This window comes from Syntrophomonas curvata (assembly GCF_052976825.1).
On record NZ_CM129641.1, the window covers coordinates 2,186,538 to 2,204,373 of the forward strand.

The following is a 17,836-nucleotide window of genomic DNA, read 5'->3' on the forward strand; positions in this document are numbered from 1 at the left end:
CGAAAGTCACCTCCCGGCCACTGACCTGGCTAATTCCTGTATGGCATCAGCCAGCATATTTCTGATCTCCTGCTTAAACTCCTCGGCATCACCTATACCTCCGGTCTCAACTACCCCGGGGTTAGCTTCTATGATAAAACTGACGCCGTCGAAAAGATCGGTCATTCGCCCCAGGAACAGGCTTCCTTTGCCGATTATCATCGCCCGCTGCATTTTGCCGTCCCGAACGGAATCGCGAATATAACCCAGGAGAGGAACTCCCGAGGGGATATGCCCCTGGGTGGGCGCAAATCCGGTAACACCATGCTGAGAGGTAAAGTCGTTCAATTTATCCCGGGTAATCTCGCCAAGCTTAACGGCCATGGCTCCGATCATTTTGTAATTGGCCAGAGGTACGTCGCCCGCGCCGGCCGGGGCGGTAATTTCCGGGTTCTGCAGTTCAGGTGCATAAACGTCCACATCGGTTATCTTGAGGCCGTTCTTCTCCAGCGGGTCAACTACGATGGCCTGTATGACCGCCTGGGGCGAAGAACCGGAAGAAATTTTGTGCTTGCCTACAATATCAGTTCTTATTACCGGGTTCTTGCCATCATTTTCACCGACCAGCACGGCATAACCGCCCACCATATCTTCCAGCACCGGCATGCCTTTAGCTACGTGGTCGCGGCTGTTCATCCCCAGCTTGGCGGAAGACCCTCCGGCCATTACCACCACGTTTTTAAAAATACCCGCCTGGACCAGGGCCGCTGCGGTCAGTATCCCATGCGCCGGCCCGGCGCAAAAACCCCGCATGTCTATACCGGTGGCGTTCATGCACTCCGCTACCTCACCGATAGCCTTGGCCAGATTGCCGCCGCCTCTTTGATTCATGTCACCGACAGCCTCTTCCGAGGTTTCGATGATATAGTCAATATCGTCCGGATTCAGACGGTTTTTACCCAGCAGGCTCTTTACCGCCAGAACCCCGGAGGCCTTGGCCACCAGATTTTCGAAGATAACATGGGCCGAGAGGTTGGGGTCGCTTTCATGGGCCCGGCGCACACATCCGACCAGTTGGTCCCCATCATACAAGCCTTCAGCCGTGCCGGAGGAAACCAAATCTTTTATATGGTCGCGGCTGCTGCTCCGATCAAACAGGGCCAGTTGTTTCTCGCTATAGATGTTTTTTGCCGCCAGGGCATTCTTGATCCGGGCGGCAAATCCTTCTTCCAGTTCTACCAGTTGAAAGCTGTCCGCTATCTTCATGGCGGCATAAAATTCGCTTTCAGGTATTATCTCACCATATTTGCCTTGTCTGTCCTGCCCCAGCAGGTTATCATACCAGGGCTGAGGTATCCGGCGCAGGTCCTCCGGGGTTAGATTGCCTATATATACCTGATTGGGAGGATACTTTACCGCCGAGTCAAAGTCACGGACCTTTTTTTCTATGTTTTGCAGATAGCTGGAATCAGGGTTATTCTGTTTCTCCATGGTAATGGTAGTGCCATGCTCCATCATAATATTGGGGGCGTGCACCAGAATATAACCCGCCGCTTTAATTACCGGAAAAGTCAATGATATCTCCCTCCTTTAAAGTTTAGAAAGCGCGGACAACGCGGAACCGGCAAGGATAGGATGCGGCAGCACTGCCTACCCTTGACCGGTTATCCTCATCCTTGCCGGTTCCACGTCCTTCCGCGCCTATCATCAAGCTTTAAAATACCGTTTGCTCGCTGACATCAGTGGCTAGTGCCTGCAGAGCTTTTTCCACTATACCCCGGCGCAGGGCAAACTCTTCATTCCGGTTCAACTGGGGATTGCCCAGCGGATAAGGAATAGCAACAGCCGGGTCAATCCGGTTGGCGCCCACGGTCAGGGAAATAGGGACAACCGTACAAACATGAACTACCGGAACGTCTACAACTTCCTCCAGTTCCTTTACCATCGTTGCACCGCAACGAGTACAGGTGCCTCAGGTGGAAGTCAGGATTATCCCGTCTACCTTCTCCTGTTTCAGTTCTTCCCCAATGGCATGGGCATATTTCTTGGCATTGGCTACCGAGGTGCCGTTGCCGACCGTGGCATAATAAATATTGTGCAGCTGGCCTATGGCACCTTCCTTTTCCAACTGGCGCATAACGTCCACCGGCAGTACCCGGTCCGCGTCCTGATTGGCGTAGACCGGATCATAGCCTCCATGGGCAGTCTCAAAGGTGTTTTCATCCAGATCGTTAATTCCGCTCAGGTCATAACGCCCAAACTTGGAGGCACTGGAAGATTCTATCCGGTCGGGATTCCCCTTGGGAACTATCCCTCCGGATGTTACCAGGGCTATCTTGGCCTTGCTCAAGTCCTTGACGGCAGGCCGGGGGCTTACCCGGTCAAATACCGGCATAGGGTATTCCGTGGCAAAGGGTTCACCTTTTAATTTTTTTAGCAGCATTTCCACTGCCCGGGCTGAGCCCCGCTGCTCATGGAAAACGTTTTTGCGAATACCCCGGGCCAGATACCCTTCCTCGGCGGGAGATCCCATCGCTTCCCCCCGGGCCAGCTTTCCGGCCAGCCGGGCCAGAGCCGGAACGGCCGTTCTCATCTGGGCCGCCGAATTTCCGGTCTTTACTATATAAACCGCTTTCTTGTACATATCAGCGCCCGGGTTCTCTTCATACATACCGGTTACCGCAGGTATTTTCAGTCTTTCCTGAACGGCGGCACAAACCGCTCCGCAGGCCATACCGTAACGGCCGGCATTAAATGCCGGTCCCGCAACCAGTAAATCAGGCTTAAAACCAGCTATCAGCGAAATTACCTTCTCCGTAGCGGTTTCCAGGTTTTCATTAAAATAGGTGTCACCGCAGATTACTGTACCAACGATTTGCATGTCGCCCTCCAGGGCTTTGGCTAGCGCAGTTCCCGGCCCGACCGGCCCTTCTTTGCTGAATGGGACTATATCGGCTTTTTCTTCGCCGCCAATCTGACCGAAAAACTGGTTCAGATAATGGACAACCCTTATACTGGTCATGTTTCGTTCCCCCTTTTTGCTTAACTGAACTGCTGCCTGATGCTCTCCATTTCATTTTTTATGGCATCGACATCTAGTACCATTTCCATCATGCTGATCTGGGCGTCATAGACTTCGGGCGCAACCAGATCTTTTATTTCAAAGATATGATACACCGGCAATTTCAGGGCTATATTAGTCAGAGGCCCGGCATAGGTGGGATCACCGTTAATTACGGTTTCAGCAGTTAATCCGGCCGATTCCGCTTCCGCCCCGCCCAAGATAACGACTACCTTGTCAGAACCGAATTTTTCAGCAGTTTCTTTGATGCGAGCTTGATTGGCCATGTCCATGGCCCCGGCTGCAGTTCAAACAAAGCATTCGGTGCTGGTGAAAAGTACTTCGCCCCCTATGGTTGCCATGCATTCGGCTATGGCTGGCCCCGGAATGCCGTCACGGTCTCCTAAAATACAGATTTTCTTATCGGCAAAAAAATTTTTATCCATGAATATTCCTTCCTTTCGCTTGATTATGATCGCAGTGAGTACAAATGAAATCCCGCTCGTATGTCATTCGCACCAAGGGTTGACATCTAAAAGCCTAGAACTCCAACGCGCCCATACGGTTGAACCCCAGTTCATTGGTAGCTCCGGTAATGGCCTGGATTTCCACCGTAATGGAGCCATCTTTCTTCAAAGCCCCGTCAAAACCTCCGGCAATAACTTCCACCGCATCGGTATAGCCAATAACTTTGGCCATGGGGGGCAGCTCTATCACAGCATTGGCGTTGCCGCCGCTGACCACCGCATCGGCCAGCGGATTTCCATCGGCCAGAGACTGGGAAGCGCCGTCACGCCCGGCGTATTCATCGGTTACCAGTACGGTTTTGATTCCCAGGGCTTCAATTTTCCTGCAGTTCATAATGAGGTCCGCATCGGGATTACCGAACCCCTCTTCACTGATGATCACCCCTTCTACCCCCAGACTCTCGACCAGCTTGGCGGTAAAATTGGAACTGCGTTCCTTGTCCAGCAAAGTAACGTTTTCATTGGTTACCACCACGCCGATAAAGTTGAGGTCTTTGCCGTGCCGGGCCGAAAGGTCGGCTATTACCGGGTTATTCAGATGATGATAGGTGGTGTTTTTGTCACAGGCGGATACACAATTACCGCTTATTACCGCACCATCCATAACTTCGGTAGGATATAGAAAAGTGGGAAGAATCCTTTTTACGTCCAGACCGTAAAGATAAGTGTCATGCATCAGGCCCTGGGTTTGCAGCATATAGACGTAAGCCACTTTGGGCAATCCGGGGAACTCTGCCATCTGCTGGACCAGAGGCTTGGTTTCAAAGGCTACGGTCTCATCAGGGGTCACGTCCTTGGCCAATTGAGAAATATAACGGGTAGCCTTCAATCCTGCCATCCGGACTGCTTCTTCATGTTCATGCTGGGGCAGGCCATCCACCTTATCGCAAAGGACCACCAGGTTGATAGTCCGGGAAAATGGAGTATACTCGGCCCCAGGCCCGGACATGTCAATAATCCCTTCCTGAAAACCAACTATTTTACCTACGGTAAGAACGGTCATACCTTTTAAAACATGGGTTTTGCCGCTCCCTACCATCTCGGCGTTGCCGAATAATCCGGGGAATACCTGGCCCTTGCCTTCGACTTTGACCCTTGGTTCCAGGACATCTTTGACCGGACAGATTCTGACCGAATCTCCGGGGCGCACAATATCGATATCGATTTGGGCCAGGCGGTCGTCTTTTAGAGCATCCATTAATTCCTGTTTGTTTACATAAACGACCCCATTTTTGACTTCGCTCTTGCTCCCGAATTGGACATCTTTCACCAGGATATTACCTAATTCCAATCGCACGAATATCCCTCCTGTCTATTTAGAGTATTGTTGCAGCTTGGCTTCAATATCCTCCGGGGCTATTTCCTGCCCGGATATTTCATCTATTTTTTGACCATTTTGATAAAAGAGAATCGCAGGCAGCCCCAGAACTTTTTGGCCGATAGCCAGGCGCCGGTTTCCGGAGGTGTCAACCGAACAAAACTTAATCTTGTCCCGGTATTTGCCGGCCAGCTCCTCTACATGAGGCATCAGTTCCAGGCAGCGTTCACATTTGGGCCCCCACCAGTCAACCATTACTATCCCCTGGGCATTTAGAACTTCAGCATCAAAATTGTCCTTGGTGACTTCGATCATGCTACTACCTCCTTATAATGATTTAATTAAAGCCTTAAGGCTGTTTTCACCGATATCATCCATTTCCTTTTTAACTTCTCCGTTAATAAACAGATGAAGCTTGGGCAAATGGTCAAGGTCAACGTGATAGCGCCTGCCCACCAATTCATTGCGGGTGGCGTCAACTTTTACCAGCGAGAAGCGCTCATTGTTTTCCCGCACAAAGCGGTCAACAATGCCAACTTTTTCGGTACCGCTCATATCAGTGGGGTTGTAATAAGCGACCAGAACCGGCTTCCGTGCTTTCAGCACTTCTTTTTCCCAGAGCTCCGTTTCGTGGACATACTTCTCGGCCGCCACCGCTGCTATGGCACCATCGCTGGCAGCAGTGACTACCTGACGCAGGTATTTGGCTCTGACATCACCGGCGGCAAAAACGCCCTCCGCGCTGGTTGCCATTTTCTCATCAGTGATAACATAACCCTGCTGGTTTAGTTCCACCTGGCCGGCCAGGATTTCCGTAAGGGGAACGGTTCCAATAAATATGAACACGCCGTTGATCGGGTAATCACTTTCTTCCCCGGTTTTTATGTTCTTAAGGGTTATGCTTTCCACCAGTTCTTCACCATTGATACTTTTAACTATCGAGTTCCATATCCACTTCAACTTGGGATTTTGCTGAGCACGTTCGAATGAGACCTGATTGGCGTCAACCTTGCCCTCTTCATGGATCACGATAACGGTTACGCTGTCGGCAAATTTACTCAGGTACTCGGCTTCTTCGATAGCCGCATCACCGCTGCCTACCACCGCTACGTCCAACTCCTCAAACAAATCGGCATCACAGGTGGCACAATAGCTGACCCCTTTTCCCCGCAGCTTTCCTTCACCGGGCGCCTTGAGCATACGGGGTTCTGCTCCCAGGGCATAAACTACGGCTTTGCCCAGGTATTCCCCCTTTTTGCCTATTACTTTTTGGGGAGAAGATTTGAGATCCAGTGATACTATTGTGTCCTTGATAAACTCGGCCCCAAATGACGCCGCATGGTCAGCCATGGCCTGAGTCAGCCCAGGTCCGGTTGTCCCCCGACCGAATCCGGGGTAGTTCTCCAAATCTTCTGTAGTCGCTGCCTGACCTCCGGGTTTGCCTTTCTCGATAATGCCGGTCTTCATTCTTGCCCGGGCGCCATACATCCCTGCTGCCAGCCCGGCAGGGCCTCCTCCCAGAACCAGCAAATCATAAATTTGTTCCATACCACTACACCTGCCTTTCTCCTAGTGATTGCATTGCGGCCTCCAATAACTCTTTATCAATCATCTGGAAATCCTGGGCAAAAGATAAATCGTTCCCGGCGGCTGCCCTCTTTCCGATCCCGGCTTCAACTTTTTCCAGGCATCTTTCCAGCATAGCTAGGGTTGATAATTCGACACCGGTTTTGAGCCTGCTTAATACTACTGAACGGTAAGGATTAGTTTCAGGTTTAATGCTTCCTGCCAGCGGATGGGATAAAAGCCTGTGGCCCATTGCCACCTTATTGAAAGCCTGATAGAGAACATGCCGGCAGTCACCGGTGACAAAGCAGATTTCCGCATTGTTCGTATTTTTTACCATTGGGTTATTAGTTATTATTAAAACCTGCCGTAAACCCACTGTTAAAATCCTCCATTTTTGCTAAAGGGTATAAAAAAACAGACGATCAAGATTATCCTTGTCCCCTGTTTGCTTACCTGAGAGATTCACCCAACGGTTTGCTCCTTCGGTGTCATTATAGACTTTCCAGAGATCTGTCCAGGTGCGATATTTTTAAACCTGAGAGTTTCATCAGGACCGGACAAGTGCCCGACTTGCTCCTTCGGCGGGATCAATGCTCCACTCTCTCGCTACCCTTCATCCAATTATAGTTTTTTTCATTTCAATCAGGGGTACGGGGTCTGGTTTAAACAAACTTATATCTGCTGTTGCGATTGCCATATCCATACCAAATATCCTGCGGCTACTAGTCTCCTACCCAACTACCATCGTAATTATCAGCTATGATCAATAACGAAAATCAATATTTTTTCTACCCTGACCCCTGAAAAACTGGTTGCTTACTATTTTCCCTTTTAGAGGCTTTTTTATCCCCCCCCTGAAAAACCCTTCGCCATCATGGCCGATTGCGGCAACAAAAAAGCACGGGTTTTAATATTATCCCGTGCTCTGTCTATCTACCTGAGAGATTCACCTTAAAGGTTTGCTCCTTCGGCGTCTTGTCAGACTTTCCAGAGTCTGTCCGGATACGGTCCTGTCACCTGAAAGTTTCATTGTCCATCCGGGTAGATGAACAACTTGCTCCTTCGGTATGGGTTACAACCCATTCTCCCGCATCCATCATACACAGCTATTAAGTTTGTGATGTATTTAACAATTCCCTGTGGTCAATATACCCTCTTGCCGGTTATATGTCAAGCGTGATTATAATTACATTCCTATCAGTTATTTAAATATTAAATTACATATATATACGGAGGCAATAAACCCGGTAATATCCGCGGTTAGTCCGGTAACTACAGAATACCGGTATTTTTTAATGCCAATTGAACCAAAATATACGGTCAGGACAAAGAAGGTGGTATCGGTTGTACCCTGCATAACTGAAGCCATACGGCCAATCAGTGAATCCGGGCCATAGGTTTTCATTAATTCGGTGGCCATTCCCAGTACCCCGCTCCCCGAGAGCGGACGCATAATGGCCAGGGGAAGGACTTCCGAGGGTACGCCTGCCCGTGCGGTCAGCGGTTGCAGAGCCTGGCCCAGGACTTCCATGGCTCCGGAAGCCCGGAAGACTGATATGGCTACCATCATGCCTACTAAAAACGGTATAATTTTAACTGCCGTAGCAAACCCTTCCTCGGCTCCCTCGACAAAAGCTTCATAAACCGGCACTTTACGCAAAAAACCCAGAAGGGGTATAACCAGGAGGAGAACCGGAATGGCCCAGCGGGAGACAGTATCCAGCAGGGATAATGCCATCTAAGGTATCCTCCGCCAGCGGCTGAAACGACGGAACCAGTAATCAAGCGATATGGCAATGGTCATCGCAACCGCGGTGGCAAAGATACAGGGCCCAACTATTTCGGTCGGGTTTACCGAGCCGAACGACACCCGTACCCCTACTATAGTAGCTGGTACCAGAGTAATACAGGAGGTATTAAGGGCCAGAAATGTACACATGGCCTCGGAAGCCTCGTCAGACTGTCCGTTCAGTTGCTGTAGCTCTTGCATGGCCTTCATGCCAAAAGGCGTAGCCGCATTGCCCAATCCCAGCATATTGGCGCTGATATTTAGTATCACCGCCCCCATAGCCGGATGCTCCGGAGGTATGCTGGGAAAGAGGCGTTTTATAATCGGTTTCATTATCAGGGCTATTCCCTTGACCATACCCGCTTTTTCAGCGATTTTCATAATACCCAGCCATAAGGCCATAACCCCGACAAGGTCAAAGCAGACTTTTACCGCCCCCCGGGCCGACCCCAGGGCTGCCTCGGTAACCACCTCAATATTCCCATTTATAGCCGCTACTACAATCCCGGAAGCCAGCAGCAGCAGCCAGATTACGTTTAACATACCCATTCCTCCAGCATCAGCTTTGTAGAAGGGTATGTCTGGCGGCAGAAAAATAGAACCGCCCGTAAAGGTGTGCGAGAGCGGAAGAGGTGTCAGCAATATTCCCCCCCTACGGGGGCATCTGATGTGGCCTGCGGGTACGATTAATGCTGCTAAAAGCCCGGTCTTCGGTTGTGGCAGAACTGACGCAACCGACTAATGATCATCCCGGGTCAGGAGCATACCTTCGCTTTCCCTCGCCTTTATCTCTTTTAATCCGTGTTGCGGCCATTCGCTGACAGGCCTGAACACAGAGCCTCTCCCGACACACTTGTTACCGGGTTTAAACAGCCAAAAAGGGGACAGGTACCAGTTTATACCCGGTATCTGCCCCCCCCCCGGACACCGTTCTAATATTCCTCACTGTTTTTCCGGGTATGTCTGGCACGCATATTATCACACTTGTCGAGCACCTGAGGGATTATATCGATCAGCCTTTCTGCCAGTTGGTTGCCGGAAGCCGATATAAGCCGTACATCATTCATTCGGACCACCAGAAAACCTACCGGTTTTACTGATACTCCGGCGCCGCTGCCCCCTCCGAAGGGCAGGGCCGATGACTTCGACGTGCTTAAAGTTTCGTATTCACCGCCACCGGCGGCAAAACCACAGGCAACCTGGGATATGGGAATAATGACGGTACCATCATTGGTCTCCACCGCATCACCGACTACGGTATTTACATCCACCATTTCTTTAATTGCCTGCATGGCCGTTTTCATAAGTGCTTCAATGGGATGGGTCTGCTTTTCCTGTTCTGTATCCATTTATATACCCCCTGACTGCTAAAACAAGAAAATAGAATGCTATAAGGATAATATGTACTATCCGCATCTTTAATATACAGTATATATGGCTGACCAGCTTATCGCTATTAAAATCAGGCTCAACCTGCAAATTAATATCCTGCAGCCGGGTTTTGCTGCTCAACAGGCCCGTGAATATGCCTTTTACCGCCCATAGTCCGCCACTGCTTAAAGCTGTATACATAGCATCGTTTAAACCAATGTAACTCTTCCAGTCTAATCTTTCTACTACCATGCGCTTCATGGCGAACGTCGCCAGGGAGTAGTAGGCGCCGGGCGAAAGCTTGCCTTTTTTACTCCCGGACGGTTCTTCCTTTTTTTCCTGGCGCCTTTTCCAGGCTTCAGTGGCATAGTTAAGAATGGCGCTGATATCCCGCAGAGGATACCTTCTCTGCAATCGGCTGAAAATTGAGCTTATATTTACGGCCAGCATGGTATTCCCGGGGCTGGTATAGAACTCCAGGTTTATCCTTACTTTTATGTATAACAGCGAAAATAACAAAACTGCCAGGACAAAACCTGTACAGATGTATAAGCCCAGCATATCTTATCCTTCCTATCTTGCCATATTATCCCCTCGCTGCTGTTCTTTATACGGATACAGGCTAAGGCTGTCTGGACTTGCCGGGCTCCTGCAGCTCTGCAATCAACTTCTCAACCTGGCTAATTACCCTATACATCTCATCATCTATTATTAAACTGCCCCGACCCAGCCTGAAGGTAGGACAATGCAGGTTGTAGTTCAATATTTTTTTATTTATTTTTTCCAAAGTCAGACGCTGCTCGAAATAAAAGTAGGCCTTCTTCTTTTCATAGCGTTCGTTGGCAGATGGGCTGTGCCGGTCTTGATAAAAGATTTTGGTATACTGTTTAAAATGTTCAACCTCTTTCCAGAATCTGCTTACGTCATTATCAATTTCCTTGCCCAGCTCTATCCAATAGGGGGCAAAGTCGTTATCCTTCAAGATTTTAAATGCCATACGCAGTTCTGCAGGCTCAAAGGGGTTTTCCTCCAGGCTCACGGGTTTGCCCGCTCCCTTTAGATTATCGAAATCCCCCCGCTGGCGAGCCTTTTCAATCTGCCTTTCCACCAAGTCCTCCGTGCTGCTCATATAGCGAGCCAGCTTGCGAGCTTTCTGGGCCGCAATTTTAATTTCTTCATCCAGTGGTTTTTCCGCCATTATGCTAAGCATCCCCCTTAAGCACCGGCAACTCTTTCAGACTGACCAGGCCAAACAAACGCAGAAACTCATCCGTAGTCGCATAAATGACTGGTCTACCAATCGTCTCCCTGTGGCCCGCTTCTTCAATCAAGCCTTTTTCCAACAGATTATGAATGGTTTTTTCCGATTTAACTCCCCTGATTTTATCTATTTCAGCTCTGCTTACCGGTTGGCGGTAAGCTATTATAGCCAGGGTTTCCATAGCCGAGGATGACAAGCGTTTCCGGGCCGGTTGGTCTACCCGGGTCAAAATGCCGGCGTATTCAGGGCGGGTACACATCAGGTAACCGCCATCAACCGCTATAATTTGTATTCCCCTGCTATTTTTATTATACTCCAGAATCATTTCATCCAATAAGACTTTAAGGTCTAACAGCGGAACCTCCAGCAGTTCAACCAGTTCATCCAGGCCCACCCGTTCCGAGCGCATAAAAAGAATGGCTTCCACACATGCCTTTATTTCATCCGGCATTAACATCACATCACCGCCTTTTCCAGTAACTGATCTTTGATACGAAAATAGGCGCAGATTTCGGAATCCCGCGTCAAAAAAGAACCGTTGGACTATTTTCATATTTTGGTTGCGGCTCCCGGCCATGGGCGGTCAATAAAGGGGGAAATTTTTAAAAATCTGTGTATATTATAAATCCGTGTAATCTGCGTCTATCAATCTTATTTCTATATCAGCAAAGGGATTCCCTTGAGCGGCTTCTACCTGCTGCAGGCGGATCAGCTCCAGCAGGGCCAGAAATAGGGCTAAGGCTTCCCTGCGGCTGACAACTCCGATAAACAGCTTTTGGAATACGATACCTTGAGGCACCTTTTGCAGACGTTCCAGGATCTCTTCCATTTTTTCGCTGACATTAACATCCCCCTGAGGTATTTCATAGTCATCAACGGTTTCAGTAATAGCTTCAAGTGCAGCCTTATAAGCCTTAACCAGAGACCGCAGATCTGCCACCAGCTCCTCCCGGGATTGGCTGCCCGGCTGCTCATCCCGGTAGTAAATGCGCTCAACGGAGCCGCTTTGCCGGTTCTCTAGCCATCCGGCAACCTCCTTGAACTGTTTGTAGGCCAGCAGCTTCTCTATCAGTTCCTGGCGGGGATCAGGCAGTTCCTCGTCCTCCTCGGCTTCCAGTACACCGGCGGGGAGCAGCAGCTTGGACTTGATACTAAGCAGATAAGATGCCATCAGCAAGAAATCGCCCAAGCGTTCCAAATCAAAACCGCCGCTGGCTTGCAGATATTCCAGGTATTGCTCACTGATAACCGCAATAGGTATATCATAGATATCCACCTGATTCTTTTCCACCAGATAGAGCAATAAATCCAGGGGCCCGTGAAAAGCCTCCAGGTCAACCAGGTACTCCAATTAGCTACCTCCAGTCATATTTTACATGAGTAAGCCGCTGAATAAAGAATACATCAAGGTCACCATAGGTATCAAAATCTTGGAAAACGCGCCGGTTATGATTAAAAGCAGAAGAATTAAAGGTCCATAGGCCTCCAGTGAGTATATTAACCGGGCTCCGGAGTCGGGCAGCAACCCGGCCAGAATTTTGGAGCCGTCCAGGGGCGGCAGTGGGATAAGATTGAATACGGCCAGTATCAGGTTAATGTATACCAGGGTATAAAGAATAAGGGCCAGGCCGGTAAACACATTAAGCTGGGCAACGGCGGAATTCAAATTACCGATGATATAGAAAAAAGAATTGATATCCAGGGGAAAACCCCAGATTTTTAACATTACCATGGCAGCAAAAGCCAATAACAAATTCATCCCCGGACCAGCCAGAGAAACCAGCATCATTCCGCTCTTTATACCGCTCTTGGCAAAGTTATAGGGGTTTACCTGTACCGGTTTGGCCCAGCCGAATTTAAAAAAGAGCAGCATCAGGAATCCCACCAGATCTATATGGGGAACCGGATTAAGGGTTAGTCTGCCCTGGAGATAAGCAGTATCGTCCCCCAGGTGGTATGCCACCCTGCCATGGGCGTATTCGTGAAAGGTCAGAGCAATCAGTATCGCCGGTAACCAGATTGCGGATTCAATCAACCATTTTGTCAGCAAATTTACCTTCCTCCATCCATCTCTTCACCTGAACCAGTTCGTCCTCGCGGTTGAGGATCAGTCCGTCGAGTTTGAGCTGGTAGAGCCTATCAAAAATCATACGATATACCGGGCCTTCTTTTATACTCATTTCTTTAAGGTCATTCCCGTTTATTTCAATCTGGACCCGTTCCTTACGGTCAAGATAATGAACCAGGTTATCCCAGGCAGCCTCATCGCGAACCAGAAGCAACAGGTATACTATGTTTTCCCGAGTCCACTCGCCTAATATTTTATCAACCCGGTGGGGCGCCAGACGGTCGTTTTGGGTAAGGAGCTCCGCGGTGGCCGGTACCTGGCGGGACTCTCTAATTGCCCGTATGGCATAATTATCGAAAGGATAGCGCACCAGGACCCCCTCTACCTCGTCATCACTCAAACGAGCCAGCAGAACCAGGATATAAACCAGCCAGGACTTTACGTTGACAGGATAATAGCGCTCCTCCAGCCAGGCTACCACTATGGATATGCGTTTCAGCGTAACCCGGTTAAGGTGTTCCAGCTTCACCTCGGGCAGGATATATTTCCATAACCCGATTTCTTTCATCCGATCCAGGGAGTTGCCCGGGTCCTTTTCGCTCAGTATCAGAATCAGCTCATGCAGGATGCGCTTGTAAGATAATTTGCCCAGCATACGCCGTTCTATGGCATCAGTGGCAAAACGCAAAGTATCCGGCTCTATGGTAAAGCTATAACGCTGCTCAAAGCGGATCGCCCTTAAGATACGGGTAGGGTCCTCAACAAAACTGAGGTTGTAGAGGATGCGGATTATTCCCTTTTCCAAATCCCGGCGCCCTCCGAAGTAATCGATAAGATCTCCGAAACAATCGGGATTAAGGTAGATAGCCAGTGTATTGATAGTAAAATCACGCCGGTATAGATCCTCACGGATAGAGGATTTTTCCACCCGGGGCAGAGCAGCGGGAAATTCATAGTATTCGGTTCTGGCTGTAGCCACATCTATCTTGGCGCCATCGGGCAGGATGATCACAGCGGTGCGAAAGCGCTCATGAATACGTTTTTTGCCCCCCAGTCTTTCGGCCAAACCGGCCGCCAGTTCCTCACCGTTTCCTTCTACCACCAGGTCCAGGTCAAAATTGGGAACCTGCAGCAGGAAATCGCGTACAAACCCCCCCACACAGTATACGGTACTGCCCAGATTATCAGCTATCTGACCGGCCAGCCGGAGTATCGCCAGAATCTTGGCGGGCAGCCGCTCCTCCATCATACTCAGGCAATTCAGTTCTTCCCCGCCCAGAGAGTAAAGAACCTCATGATCTTCCGGATAATCGTCCCCATGCAAGGTTCTTAATATGTCAGTACGGGATACTATTCCCACCAGTCTGCCATTATCGACAACCGGCAAGCGTCCAATGTCATTGTCCACCATAATCTTCTGCAGTTCTCCCACCGGGGTGTCGGAAGAGGTTTGAAGTATGTTGGACGTCATAAACCCTTTTACCGGTGCATGCCCCAGATTGTGCAGATTGGCCTTATCGACGTCACGGCGCGATATTACTCCCACCATAGTCTGTCCTTCGACCACCGGCATACCGGTATGACCGTAGCGCAGCATTATTCTGCCCGCTTCCTCCATAGTAAAATGAGTAGGTACGGTTTTTACCGGTGTAGACATAATATCACGGGCCAGAAGCCCCGGATTGATATTGCCCAACTGCTGCAAGATGATATCTACTGCCTCCTGGGTGGATTTATTTTTTACGATAGCCGAAGCTGCCTTTTCATGCCCCCTCCCCCCCAGTACACGCAAAGTCTCGTTAACTCTGGCATTGCTGTTGCGGCTGCGGGCGACCACGTTAACCTTGCCCTCCATTAAAGCAAAAACAAATATGACGTCACTGTTTTCCACTTCAAACAACCGGTAGGTTACCGCATCCAGACCGGGAATAAACTCATCTGTTTCCGACACGGCGACAACTACATCCAGATTGTTGATCCGATAGTGCTGCACATTATTGAGCAAAACCTGCAGAAGCTGCCTTTGTTCACCTGAAAACGGCTGATCCATAAAATTGGCGACCACCGACAGATTAGCCCCCTTGCTCAGTAAAAATGCGGTTGCGCTCAGATCACGAGGGGTAGTTGAAGTAAAGAGAAGGCTGCCCGTATCTTCATATATACCCAGGGCTAAAATAGTAGCGTCAAAAGCACTGATGCTTATGTTCCGGGCTATGATCTCTTCAACCAGGATAGTGGTCGCGGCTCCGACCTGATGTATTTCTCTTGCCCCCCGGCTTAAGTCGTCAAAAGCAGCCGGATGATGGTCATAAATCAAAAAATCCACATCGGACCGGGCGGCTATTTCCCGTAAATGCCCCAGACGGTTGATGTTAGCGGTATCAACCACAATCATCCGGCTGACCTGATTCAAATCAAGCTCCCGGGGAGTTTTAATCATCAATAAATCTTTGTACAGAGCCATGAACTTTTTTACGTTTTTAGATAATGTTCCCGAAAAGACCTTCACCGCTGCCGGGTAAAGTTTTCCTGCTGCAACCATTGACGCCAGACCGTCAAAATCGAGAGCATTGTGCGAAGTTATTATTTCCAAGTTTTTCTCCCCCCAATAAGTTAAGAGCATTATATCACAACCGCCCCGTCTATGGTACCAAGCCGCCACAGCCCGTTATGGTTAAAAATACAGAATTTTCGGCAATTTCCTGCGCACTTGATTTTACTTGATTCAATTTCCTATAATAGTCCATATATGTTTTTTAACAGGGGGCAATAAATTTGTACGAGAAACTGGAACGTTATAAAGTAAACCTGGTGCCTTTCCGGGGCTATGAAGTGCAGGGTCAGTGGAAGGATGACATCCACGATATTCGCACCCGCATACTTTTCGACTTCCTTTCCTATGAAGTTCTGGAAGCCGACGTCGAGGTGGCAGCGGCGCCTTTTGACATCTGTCAGCAGGGTGTGGAGGTCATAAAGGAACTGGTAGGGCTGAAGGCCGGTAACGGTTATATCAGAACCATCAGAGAAAAAATCATGAGCCAGAAGGGCTGCATGCACATAGGGGAACTGGCACAGTATTCTTTAACGGCAGCCTTAAATTGTGCGGCCCGTGAAATCCCGGAGTGGGTAGACCCCGAAGAGTACAATCAACGGTGGACATTCTGGCAGCAAGCTTACAAGGACTGCTGCATATACTTCTCGCAGCCGGATGCTCTGGATAAGTTTCAGGATGATATCAAAAATGTTTTCAACCGTAAAAAAGAGGGGGAATAACCCCCTTTTTTTTGCTTCAAACAGCCACCGCATATCTATCATGTAATTCGTGGCCCGACTTTATTACAGCTGTGTAAATTCCATACACTTGGGTCTGCGTTAATCTCTTTTCCCAGCCTGCCAGGAATAATATCATTTCTGATTAAATCTTCATAGCTTTCTCTTTTTAGAATGAGGTCGGCAGAGCCGTTGTTAACCAAAACCATTGCCGGTCGAGGCAGACGGTTATAATTGCTGGACATGGTATAATTATAGGCTCCGGTGGCAAAAACAGCTATAATGTCCCCGGGATTTACCGGCGGCAGCTCTGCATCCCAGATCAGCATATCTCCTGATTCACAGCACTTGCCGGCAATAGACACCTTCTCGGCGGGCTCTTCCGCAGCCCGGTTGGCAATAACAGCGCTATATTGAGAGCCGTAGAGTGCGGGGCGGATATTGTCGCCCATGCCCCCGTCCACCGCCAGGTATTTTCTTATTCCGGTTACCTCCTTGACGGAACCGGCCGTATACAGGGTAATTCCTGCCGAGCCGGCAATGGAGCGGCCGGGTTCGACTATTACCCGGGGGCGCTTAATACCTAACTCCCCGGCTTTGGCTTCTACCGTAAGCATCACCGCTTCGGCCCAGTCTTCAGGATCACAGATCTCATCTCCGGGGTAGTAATAGATGCCGAAACCTCCGCCCATATCCAGTTCATCAAGTTCGTAACCGGCACGTTTCTTTACTTCGGCCATAAAATCCATCATTATAGAAGCGGTGTACTGAAAAGAACTCATGGCGAAGATTTGCGAACCAATGTGACAATGCAGCCCCACAAGGTTGACATTCTCTCTGCTTAAGGCTTCTATTACCCCTTCCATAGCCTGCCCGTCGGGCAAAGTAAAACCAAACTTCGAGTCTATCTGTCCGGTCTGAATATATTCATGGGTATGGGCTTCCACTCCCGGCGTGATTCGCAGTAATATATCCTGCTTCCTGCCCAGCTCGGCGCATATGGTGTCCAGAAGCTTAAGCTCGTAAAAATTATCCACCACTATGCGGCCTGTTCCTGCCTGTACGGCCATAACTATTTCTTCCCGGCTCTTGTTGTTGCCGTGAAAAAAAATCTTTTCTGCCGGAAAACCGGCTTTGACAGCAGTATAAAGTTCACCACCGGATACCACATCCAGACCCAGCCCCTCATCGGCTATTACCCTGCATATAGCGGAGGTGCAAAGGGCTTTGCCGGCATATATGACCAGCGATTCACCCAGCCTGGCAAACGCCTGCTTCAGGCTGCGGCAATTCTGGCGCAATCCGGCTTCGTCAATAACCCATAACGGGGTGCCAAAATCTCTAACCAGTTCCAGGCTGTCGACATTTCCTATTTCCAGGTGCCCCCGGTTATTTATTTTCATGGTTCCGGTCAAATGCAAAAAATCCACTCCCCCGACTGTTGCAAGTAGTGCTTATTTTAACATTCCGCCTGATAGACGGTCAATCTTACCGGACAGATATACATTATACATTTCGTCAAATGCTGTAACCATATGGTAAAATTGTTGCAATTTTCATATAATTAATGTAACCTTCACTTTCCTTTCTTAACCTATATATAATATGAAATCCGGGCCATTT

At 49.3% G+C, this 17,836-nt stretch carries 18 protein-coding genes and 2 riboswitches; of the genes, 1 reads left to right on the plus strand and 17 read right to left on the minus strand.

All coding sequences use genetic code 11. From position 1 onward, the window contains the following. Window positions 1-6: 6 nt before the first annotated feature. From grdC to ACU70B_RS09895, 16 genes are all read right to left on the minus strand, one after another. Window positions 7-1,554, minus strand: coding sequence for a glycine/sarcosine/betaine reductase complex component C subunit beta (gene grdC / locus ACU70B_RS09820; protein ID WP_447183365.1), 1,548 nt, complete (start codon window positions 1,552-1,554; stop codon window positions 7-9). Window positions 1,555-1,693: 139 nt separating this feature from the next. Continuing rightward, window positions 1,694-3,001, minus strand: a complete 1,308-nt coding sequence (gene grdB / locus ACU70B_RS09825) for a glycine reductase complex selenoprotein B (RefSeq protein ID WP_447183366.1) — start codon at window positions 2,999-3,001, stop codon at window positions 1,694-1,696. 20 nt (window positions 3,002-3,021) lie between these two features. Beyond that, window positions 3,022-3,486, minus strand: a complete 465-nt coding sequence (gene grdA, locus ACU70B_RS09830; RefSeq protein WP_447183367.1) for a glycine/sarcosine/betaine reductase complex selenoprotein A — start codon at window positions 3,484-3,486, stop codon at window positions 3,022-3,024. A gap of 94 nt (window positions 3,487-3,580) precedes the next feature. Next, window positions 3,581-4,864: a glycine/sarcosine/betaine reductase component B subunit gene (locus tag ACU70B_RS09835; RefSeq protein WP_447183368.1), complete on the minus strand. Its 1,284-nt coding sequence runs from the start codon at window positions 4,862-4,864 to the stop codon at window positions 3,581-3,583. A 15-nt stretch (window positions 4,865-4,879) separates the two neighbouring features. After that, window positions 4,880-5,200 carry a thioredoxin TrxA gene (gene trxA / locus ACU70B_RS09840; protein WP_447183369.1) on the minus strand — a complete coding sequence of 107 codons (321 nt, stop codon included), beginning with the start codon at window positions 5,198-5,200 and terminating at the stop codon, window positions 4,880-4,882. 12 nt (window positions 5,201-5,212) lie between these two features. Next, complete coding sequence (gene trxB / locus ACU70B_RS09845) at window positions 5,213-6,433, minus strand: thioredoxin-disulfide reductase (protein WP_447183370.1); 1,221 nt, start codon at window positions 6,431-6,433, stop codon at window positions 5,213-5,215. A 4-nt stretch (window positions 6,434-6,437) separates the two neighbouring features. Then, window positions 6,438-6,830, minus strand: coding sequence for a GrdX family protein (locus ACU70B_RS09850; protein ID WP_447183371.1), 393 nt, complete (start codon window positions 6,828-6,830; stop codon window positions 6,438-6,440). A gap of 55 nt (window positions 6,831-6,885) precedes the next feature. Beyond that, window positions 6,886-6,970: riboswitch (glycine riboswitch) on the minus strand. A gap of 479 nt (window positions 6,971-7,449) precedes the next feature. Then, a riboswitch (glycine riboswitch) is annotated at window positions 7,450-7,554 on the minus strand. Window positions 7,555-7,655: 101 nt separating this feature from the next. Beyond that, window positions 7,656-8,192 (minus strand): spore maturation protein, encoded by a 537-nt coding sequence (locus ACU70B_RS09855; RefSeq protein WP_447183372.1) that lies wholly within the window; start codon window positions 8,190-8,192, stop codon window positions 7,656-7,658. Continuing rightward, window positions 8,193-8,786, minus strand: coding sequence for a nucleoside recognition domain-containing protein (locus tag ACU70B_RS09860; protein WP_447183373.1), 594 nt, complete (start codon window positions 8,784-8,786; stop codon window positions 8,193-8,195). A 389-nt stretch (window positions 8,787-9,175) separates the two neighbouring features. Further along, complete coding sequence (ytfJ, locus tag ACU70B_RS09865; RefSeq protein WP_447183374.1) at window positions 9,176-9,592, minus strand: GerW family sporulation protein; 417 nt, start codon at window positions 9,590-9,592, stop codon at window positions 9,176-9,178. Continuing rightward, on the minus strand, window positions 9,555-10,175 hold the full coding sequence (locus ACU70B_RS09870; protein WP_447183375.1) for a DUF2953 domain-containing protein: 621 nt from the start codon (window positions 10,173-10,175) through the stop codon (window positions 9,555-9,557). The genes ytfJ and ACU70B_RS09870 overlap by 38 nt, the downstream gene beginning before the upstream one ends. Window positions 10,176-10,236: 61 nt before the next feature. Continuing rightward, window positions 10,237-10,812, minus strand: coding sequence for a DnaJ family domain-containing protein (locus tag ACU70B_RS09875; protein WP_447183376.1), 576 nt, complete (start codon window positions 10,810-10,812; stop codon window positions 10,237-10,239). 4 nt (window positions 10,813-10,816) lie between these two features. Beyond that, window positions 10,817-11,332 carry an SMC-Scp complex subunit ScpB gene (gene scpB / locus ACU70B_RS09880; RefSeq protein ID WP_447183377.1) on the minus strand — a complete coding sequence of 172 codons (516 nt, stop codon included), beginning with the start codon at window positions 11,330-11,332 and terminating at the stop codon, window positions 10,817-10,819. Window positions 11,333-11,494: 162 nt separating this feature from the next. Beyond that, window positions 11,495-12,226 (minus strand): segregation and condensation protein A, encoded by a 732-nt coding sequence (locus tag ACU70B_RS09885; RefSeq protein WP_447183378.1) that lies wholly within the window; start codon window positions 12,224-12,226, stop codon window positions 11,495-11,497. A gap of 21 nt (window positions 12,227-12,247) precedes the next feature. Continuing rightward, on the minus strand, window positions 12,248-12,925 hold the full coding sequence (locus tag ACU70B_RS09890; RefSeq protein ID WP_447183379.1) for a site-2 protease family protein: 678 nt from the start codon (window positions 12,923-12,925) through the stop codon (window positions 12,248-12,250). Continuing rightward, the gene (locus ACU70B_RS09895; RefSeq protein ID WP_447183380.1) at window positions 12,903-15,536 is read right to left on the minus strand and encodes a CBS domain-containing protein; all 2,634 of its coding nucleotides are present in this window, start codon (window positions 15,534-15,536) and stop codon (window positions 12,903-12,905) included. The genes ACU70B_RS09890 and ACU70B_RS09895 overlap by 23 nt, the downstream gene beginning before the upstream one ends. 182 nt (window positions 15,537-15,718) lie before the next feature. Here ACU70B_RS09895 and ACU70B_RS09900 point away from each other — a divergent pair, with 182 nt between their 5' ends. After that, complete coding sequence (locus ACU70B_RS09900; protein WP_447183381.1) at window positions 15,719-16,216, plus strand: DUF2889 domain-containing protein; 498 nt, start codon at window positions 15,719-15,721, stop codon at window positions 16,214-16,216. 38 nt (window positions 16,217-16,254) lie between these two features. Here ACU70B_RS09900 and lysA read toward each other — a convergent pair whose 3' ends face one another. Then, window positions 16,255-17,634 (minus strand): diaminopimelate decarboxylase, encoded by a 1,380-nt coding sequence (lysA, locus tag ACU70B_RS09905; protein ID WP_447185749.1) that lies wholly within the window; start codon window positions 17,632-17,634, stop codon window positions 16,255-16,257. Window positions 17,635-17,836: the final 202 nt, after the last annotated feature.